General features: G+C 33.9%; 6 protein-coding genes and 1 pseudogene. 3 read left to right on the top strand and 4 right to left on the bottom strand.

Annotation, left to right across the window (positions count from 1 at the left end):
* Positions 1 to 8: 8 nt before the first annotated feature.
* The 3 genes from DYE19_RS11550 to DYE19_RS00605 are packed head-to-tail and all read right to left on the bottom strand — an operon-like array spanning position 9 to position 1,979.
* Positions 9 to 125 carry an STAS domain-containing protein gene (locus DYE19_RS11550; RefSeq protein WP_368656419.1) on the bottom strand — a complete coding sequence of 39 codons (117 nt, stop codon included), beginning with the start codon at positions 123 to 125 and terminating at the stop codon, positions 9 to 11.
* Positions 126 to 167: 42 nt separating this feature from the next.
* Positions 168 to 1,577 (bottom strand): SulP family inorganic anion transporter, encoded by a 1,410-nt coding sequence (locus DYE19_RS00610; RefSeq protein ID WP_115322276.1) that lies wholly within the window; start codon positions 1,575 to 1,577, stop codon positions 168 to 170.
* Positions 1,578 to 1,631: 54 nt separating this feature from the next.
* Positions 1,632 to 1,979 carry a rhodanese family protein gene (locus tag DYE19_RS00605; protein WP_255313050.1) on the bottom strand — a complete coding sequence of 116 codons (348 nt, stop codon included), beginning with the start codon at positions 1,977 to 1,979 and terminating at the stop codon, positions 1,632 to 1,634.
* 342 nt (positions 1,980 to 2,321) lie between these two features.
* Between DYE19_RS00605 and DYE19_RS00600 the strand changes: the two genes are divergently transcribed.
* From DYE19_RS00600 to DYE19_RS00590, 3 genes are read left to right on the top strand one after another with little or no spacing between them, the layout of a single operon-like run.
* Positions 2,322 to 2,618 (top strand): rhodanese family protein, encoded by a 297-nt coding sequence (locus tag DYE19_RS00600; RefSeq protein WP_255313049.1) that lies wholly within the window; start codon positions 2,322 to 2,324, stop codon positions 2,616 to 2,618.
* A 54-nt stretch (positions 2,619 to 2,672) separates the two neighbouring features.
* The gene (locus DYE19_RS00595; protein WP_115322275.1) at positions 2,673 to 4,328 is read left to right on the top strand and encodes a SulP family inorganic anion transporter; all 1,656 of its coding nucleotides are present in this window, start codon (positions 2,673 to 2,675) and stop codon (positions 4,326 to 4,328) included.
* 8 nt (positions 4,329 to 4,336) lie between these two features.
* Positions 4,337 to 4,630 (top strand): ArsR/SmtB family transcription factor, encoded by a 294-nt coding sequence (locus DYE19_RS00590; RefSeq protein WP_115322274.1) that lies wholly within the window; start codon positions 4,337 to 4,339, stop codon positions 4,628 to 4,630.
* Between the two features lie 63 nt (positions 4,631 to 4,693).
* On the opposite strand, the pseudogene glpX reads toward DYE19_RS00590, so the two are convergent.
* Positions 4,694 to 5,707, bottom strand: a pseudogene (gene glpX / locus DYE19_RS00585) (class II fructose-bisphosphatase).
* Positions 5,708 to 5,757: the final 50 nt, after the last annotated feature.

Below are 5,757 nucleotides of genomic sequence, written 5' to 3'. Positions count from 1 at the left end.
AAATTTGGCTATTTTATATTAATTAAATAGAGTTTTTTATTTATTTTATTCATTTGGCTGTTAATTGAAATTAAACTTTTTAAACAAGATAGATCAAGGTAATTGACTTGTGATAAATCTAAAATAAAACAAACTATTTTTTATCTTTATTTAAAATAGTATTAATTTTATTTTTCTATATAATCAATGTTAGCAAAATATAAATTACCTTCAATTTTTAGAATAACACTCTCTTCTTTACAGCAGTCATATTGTTTGTATGATATGTCATTTTGATTAATTTGACTAATTTTAGGTTGGATAGTTCGATAAATATATGCTACCAAAGAGATAAGAATACCAGTTGCAAGCCCTATTTCCATTCCTTTAATCAGAGTTAAAATAATAGTTGTAAGCATAACTACTCCTTCCAGCTTATCGTAGCGAAAGGCTTGTTTTAGTGCTGAATAATCGATCATTGGGATAACTGCAATAATAATTGTCACAGATAGGATACTCAGTGGCATATAGTATAAAAAGTCGGAAAACCATAAAATGGTCATTAATGTACCGAATGCAGTAAAAATACTCGCTAATTGTGTTTGAGCACCAGCTTCTTCGTTGACAACAGAACGTGAAAATCCTCCCGTTACTGGCATTCCGCCACTTAATGCAACACCAATATTTGCTATACCTAAACCAAAGAGTTCTTGGTTAGCTTTGATTTGTTCATGTTTTTTTGTTGCTAATAATTTACCAATTGAAATGCTGCTGGCGAAGCTAACGAGACTAATTAAGAATGCGCCAGGTAAAAGTGCGTTGAGTTTTTCAAGAGAAATACTATTCCAGTGAATAAAATCAAATTTAGAGGGGATTTCTCCAACAATTTTGGTATTTTGAAAAAATAGCTGCCAGTACCATATGAAAAATGAAAGTAGCGCTATCACGATGACAGGTGAAAAGCGTCTTAGACTTTGTGAAAGCGTGTTATTTGATATATAACGTGAAAAATGCTTGATTGAATAAAGTAAGCCAAATCCAATGAGACTTAGACAAAATGTGATCCAATTAATATGTTGCAGATCGGCATATAAGGAAACAATAAGATCGTATAAGTTATCACCTTGTGCCTGAATGCCCAGTAAATGTTTAATTTGACTAAAGATAATAATAATTGCAGATGCAGTAGTAAATCCTATGTTGACAGGATTACTTAAGAAGTTAGCCAAAAATCCTAGACGTAAACTACTCATAATAATTAGGATTATGCCTGATAATAGTGCTAATAAAATTACAGTTGTCAAATAGTCTGCAGAGTTAGGGTCTGCATAAGAACTGGCAATGGAAGCGGTCATTAATGATGTAATAGCAATAGGGCCAACAGAAAGTGTTCGACTACTACCAAATAAAGCATATAAAAGCAGTGGTGCAATACTGGAATAAAGACCAATATACGGTGGAACACCTGCTAAAAGTGCATAAGAAAGTGATTGTGGCACTAGCATAAGGGTAACCACAATGGCAGCTAAAAAATCTTGTCTAAATAATGTAATATTATAGTGAGAAAGCCAATGTGTAATAGGCAGATAACGTAACATAGAGAATTAGATAAGAAGGAAGTAGAAGTCTTTTGACTTCTACTTTTTATATTTTTATTGACGATTCCAAGGCATAAATGCTAACAAACGTGCCATTCCACAGAATCCTGTTGTTCCTGCTAATAATAAACCTGCACCAACAAAAGCGCATAATCCATAAAACACAGGTGATACTTGCCAACCTAAAATTGCCCCGAGCAATGTTAAACCTCCTGCAGCAATTTGGACTTGTCTCATCATTTCTAAAGGTTGAGAACGATTGAGGCGAGTTGGCTGGTTGTTGGCCTTCCAAGCATCAATTCCACCTTCTAAAATAAATGCTTGTTTGCCAGAAGTCAGCGCAGAGAGCAAACTGCTTGCTTGCTGTGTGCGACGTCCAGAACGACAATGGAAAATAACCACATTCGCATTAGCGGCATTTCCTTTAATCCTTGACTCTCCAGTTGTGATAATGGTTGAAGCTCTGCGGCTTCAATATTTTCTCTTAATTTCATCAGGTTCTGATATCTACTAATACTGCTTGTTTGAGTTTTCCATACTTCATTGTGCTAATTGTTTGAATAGTCATTTATTTTTTTTATTTTGATTTGAATAATTATTGGAACTTGAGAGTAAACTGACATTATCTTCTAGCTGAGTATGTCCAAGCGATTTAGCACAGTAAGGGATTATTTCATGCGCCGCTAATGCGAATGTGGTTATTTCCATTGTCGTTCTGGACGTCGCACACAGCAAGCAAGCAGTTTGCTCTCTGCGCTGACTTCTGGCAAACAAGCATTTATTTTAGAAGGTGGAATTGATGCTTGGAAGGCCAACAACCAGCCAACTCGCCTCAATCGTTCTCAACCTTTAGAAATGATGAGACAAGTCCAAATTGCTGCAGGAGGTTTAACATTGCTCGGGGCAATTTTAGGTTGGCAAGTATCACCTGTGTTTTATGGATTATGCGCTTTTGTTGGTGCAGGTTTATTATTAGCAGGAACAACAGGATTCTGTGGAATGGCACGTTTGTTAGCATTTATGCCTTGGAATCGTCAATAAAAATATAAAAAGTAGAAGTCAAAAGACTTCTACTTCCTTCTTATCTAATTCTCTATGTTACGTTATCTGCCTATTACACATTGGCTTTCTCACTATAATATTACATTATTTAGACAAGATTTTTTAGCTGCCATTGTGGTTACCCTTATGCTAGTGCCACAATCACTTTCTTATGCACTTTTAGCAGGTGTTCCACCGTATATTGGTCTTTATTCCAGTATTGCACCACTGCTTTTATATGCTTTATTTGGTAGTAGTCGAACACTTTCTGTTGGCCCTATTGCTATTACATCATTAATGACCGCTTCCATTGCCAGTTCTTATGCAGACCCTAACTCTGCAGACTATTTGACAACTGTAATTTTATTAGCACTATTATCAGGCATAATCCTAATTATTATGAGTAGTTTACGTCTAGGATTTTTGGCTAACTTCTTAAGTAATCCTGTCAACATAGGATTTACTACTGCATCTGCAATTATTATTATCTTTAGTCAAATTAAACATTTACTGGGCATTCAGGCACAAGGTGATAACTTATACGATCTTATTGTTTCCTTATATGCCGATCTGCAACATATTAATTGGATCACATTTTGTCTAAGTCTCATTGGATTTGGCTTACTTTATTCAATCAAGCATTTTTCACGTTATATATCAAATAACACGCTTTCACAAAGTCTAAGACGCTTTTCACCTGTCATCGTGATAGCGCTACTTTCATTTTTCATATGGTACTGGCAGCTATTTTTTCAAAATACCAAAATTGTTGGAGAAATCCCCTCTAAATTTGATTTTATTCACTGGAATAGTATTTCTCTTGAAAAACTCAACGCACTTTTACCTGGCGCATTCTTAATTAGTCTCGTTAGCTTCGCCAGCAGCATTTCAATTGGTAAATTATTAGCAACAAAAAAACATGAACAAATCAAAGCTAACCAAGAACTCTTTGGTTTAGGTATAGCAAATATTGGTGTTGCATTAAGTGGCGGAATGCCAGTAACGGGAGGATTTTCACGTTCTGTTGTCAACGAAGAAGCTGGTGCTCAAACACAATTAGCGAGTATTTTTACTGCATTCGGTACATTAATGACCATTTTATGGTTTTCCGACTTTTTATACTATATGCCACTGAGTATCCTATCTGTGACAATTATTATTGCAGTTATCCCAATGATCGATTATTCAGCACTAAAACAAGCCTTTCGCTACGATAAGCTGGAAGGAGTAGTTATGCTTACAACTATTATTTTAACTCTGATTAAAGGAATGGAAATAGGGCTTGCAACTGGTATTCTTATCTCTTTGGTAGCATATATTTATCGAACTATCCAACCTAAAATTAGTCAAATTAATCAAAATGACATATCATACAAACAATATGACTGCTGTAAAGAAGAGAGTGTTATTCTAAAAATTGAAGGTAATTTATATTTTGCTAACATTGATTATATAGAAAATAAAATTAATACTATTTTAAATAAAGATAAAAAAATAGTTTGTTTTATTTTAGATTTATCACAAGTCAATTACCTTGATCTATCTTGTTTAAAAAGTTTAATTTCAATTAACAGCCAAATGAATAAAATAAATAAAAAACTCTATTTAATTAATATAAATAGCCAAATTTATTCCCATTTTAGAAAAGTCGAATATGCTTATTTAATAAATAAAAAGAATACAGAAAATAAAAACCATACTGGAGTATAGTAAAAATAATGGAAGAAATATTCTCGAAATGTGATGAAGCAACCTCTTTTTTAAAATCATTCTCTAATCCTAATAGACTAATGATTTTATGTTGCATTCTAGACCAAAAACGCAATGTAACTGATATTACTAAGTTAACAGGATTACCTCAAGCCTCTGTATCAAATCAACTCTCTGTATTAAGAGAAAAAAAATTAATTGATTGTGAAAAACGACATAGAGAAAGATTATATTATATTGCTGATCCTAAAGTACTCGAAATAATGCATCTTCTTCATAAATTCTTCTGTGAAAAAGAATAATTAATATTGGAAAAAATTAAAAAAGCACTATAAAAATAGTGCTTTTTTATAAAAAAAAATAAATTATGCACCAATAATTCGATAAAGCGCAGTATCTTTTCTATCTAAATAATGAACAGATTGAATACGACGAATAGTACGTGAACGACCACGAATTAATAAGGTTTCTGTTGTAGCTAAATTACCTTTACGATGAATTCCTTTCAATAAATCACCATTTGTAATACCTGTCGCGGAAAAAACTAAGTTATCATCACGAACCAAATCATCTAATTTTAATACCTGATTAACTTCAATTCCCATTGCCTGACAACGATGAATTTCATCTGCAGCAATCGCTTGATTTTCAGGGTGTTACCTTTTACCTGATGACGAGGTAATAAACGCGCTTGCATTTCACCGCCTAAAGCACGTACTGCAGCCGCAGCAATCACGCCTTCTGGCGCACCACCAATACCATACAACATATCTACCCCACCATCAGGTAAACAACATAAAATAGAAGCAGCAACATCACCATCAGGAATAGCAAGTACTTTCACACCTAACTGTTGCATTTTTTTTGATTGTTTCATGATGACGTGGTTTATCTAATGTAATCACAGTTAATTGAGAAAGAAGTTTACCCATTTTAGATGCAACTCGGCGCAAATTTTGTTCTAAAGGTAAACTTAAATCAATCATTCCCTTTACTTCTGGACCAACAACTAATTTTTCCATATACATATCTGGTGCTTTTAAAAAGGTGTTTTTACCACCTGCAGCAAGTACAGATAATGCGTTAGCTTGTCCCATAGCTGTCATTCGTGTTCCTTCTATTGGATCAACAGCAATAGAAACTTCCTCACCTTTACCAACACCTACTTTTTCACCAATATAAAGCATAGGTGCTTGATCAATTTCTCCTTCTCCAATAACTACCTCACCTATCATTTCAATTTGATTTAACATTAGACGCATTGCTTGGACTGCAGCATTATCTGCCGCTTCCTTATCACCACGCCCCAACCAAGCAAATCCTGCTAATGCTGCTGCTTCAGTGACTCTTGAAAATTCAATGGCTAATGCTCTATTCATATTTATTTATCCTCTATTTTAGTTGATCAAAACTCAGCGCTATTTTAGCA

This window comes from Pasteurella canis (assembly GCF_900454865.1).
Taxonomy (GTDB): domain Bacteria; phylum Pseudomonadota; class Gammaproteobacteria; order Enterobacterales; family Pasteurellaceae; genus Pasteurella; species Pasteurella canis.
The sequence above is the reverse complement of the archived record's forward strand: the minus strand, read 5'-3'. Positions and strand labels throughout refer to the sequence as shown.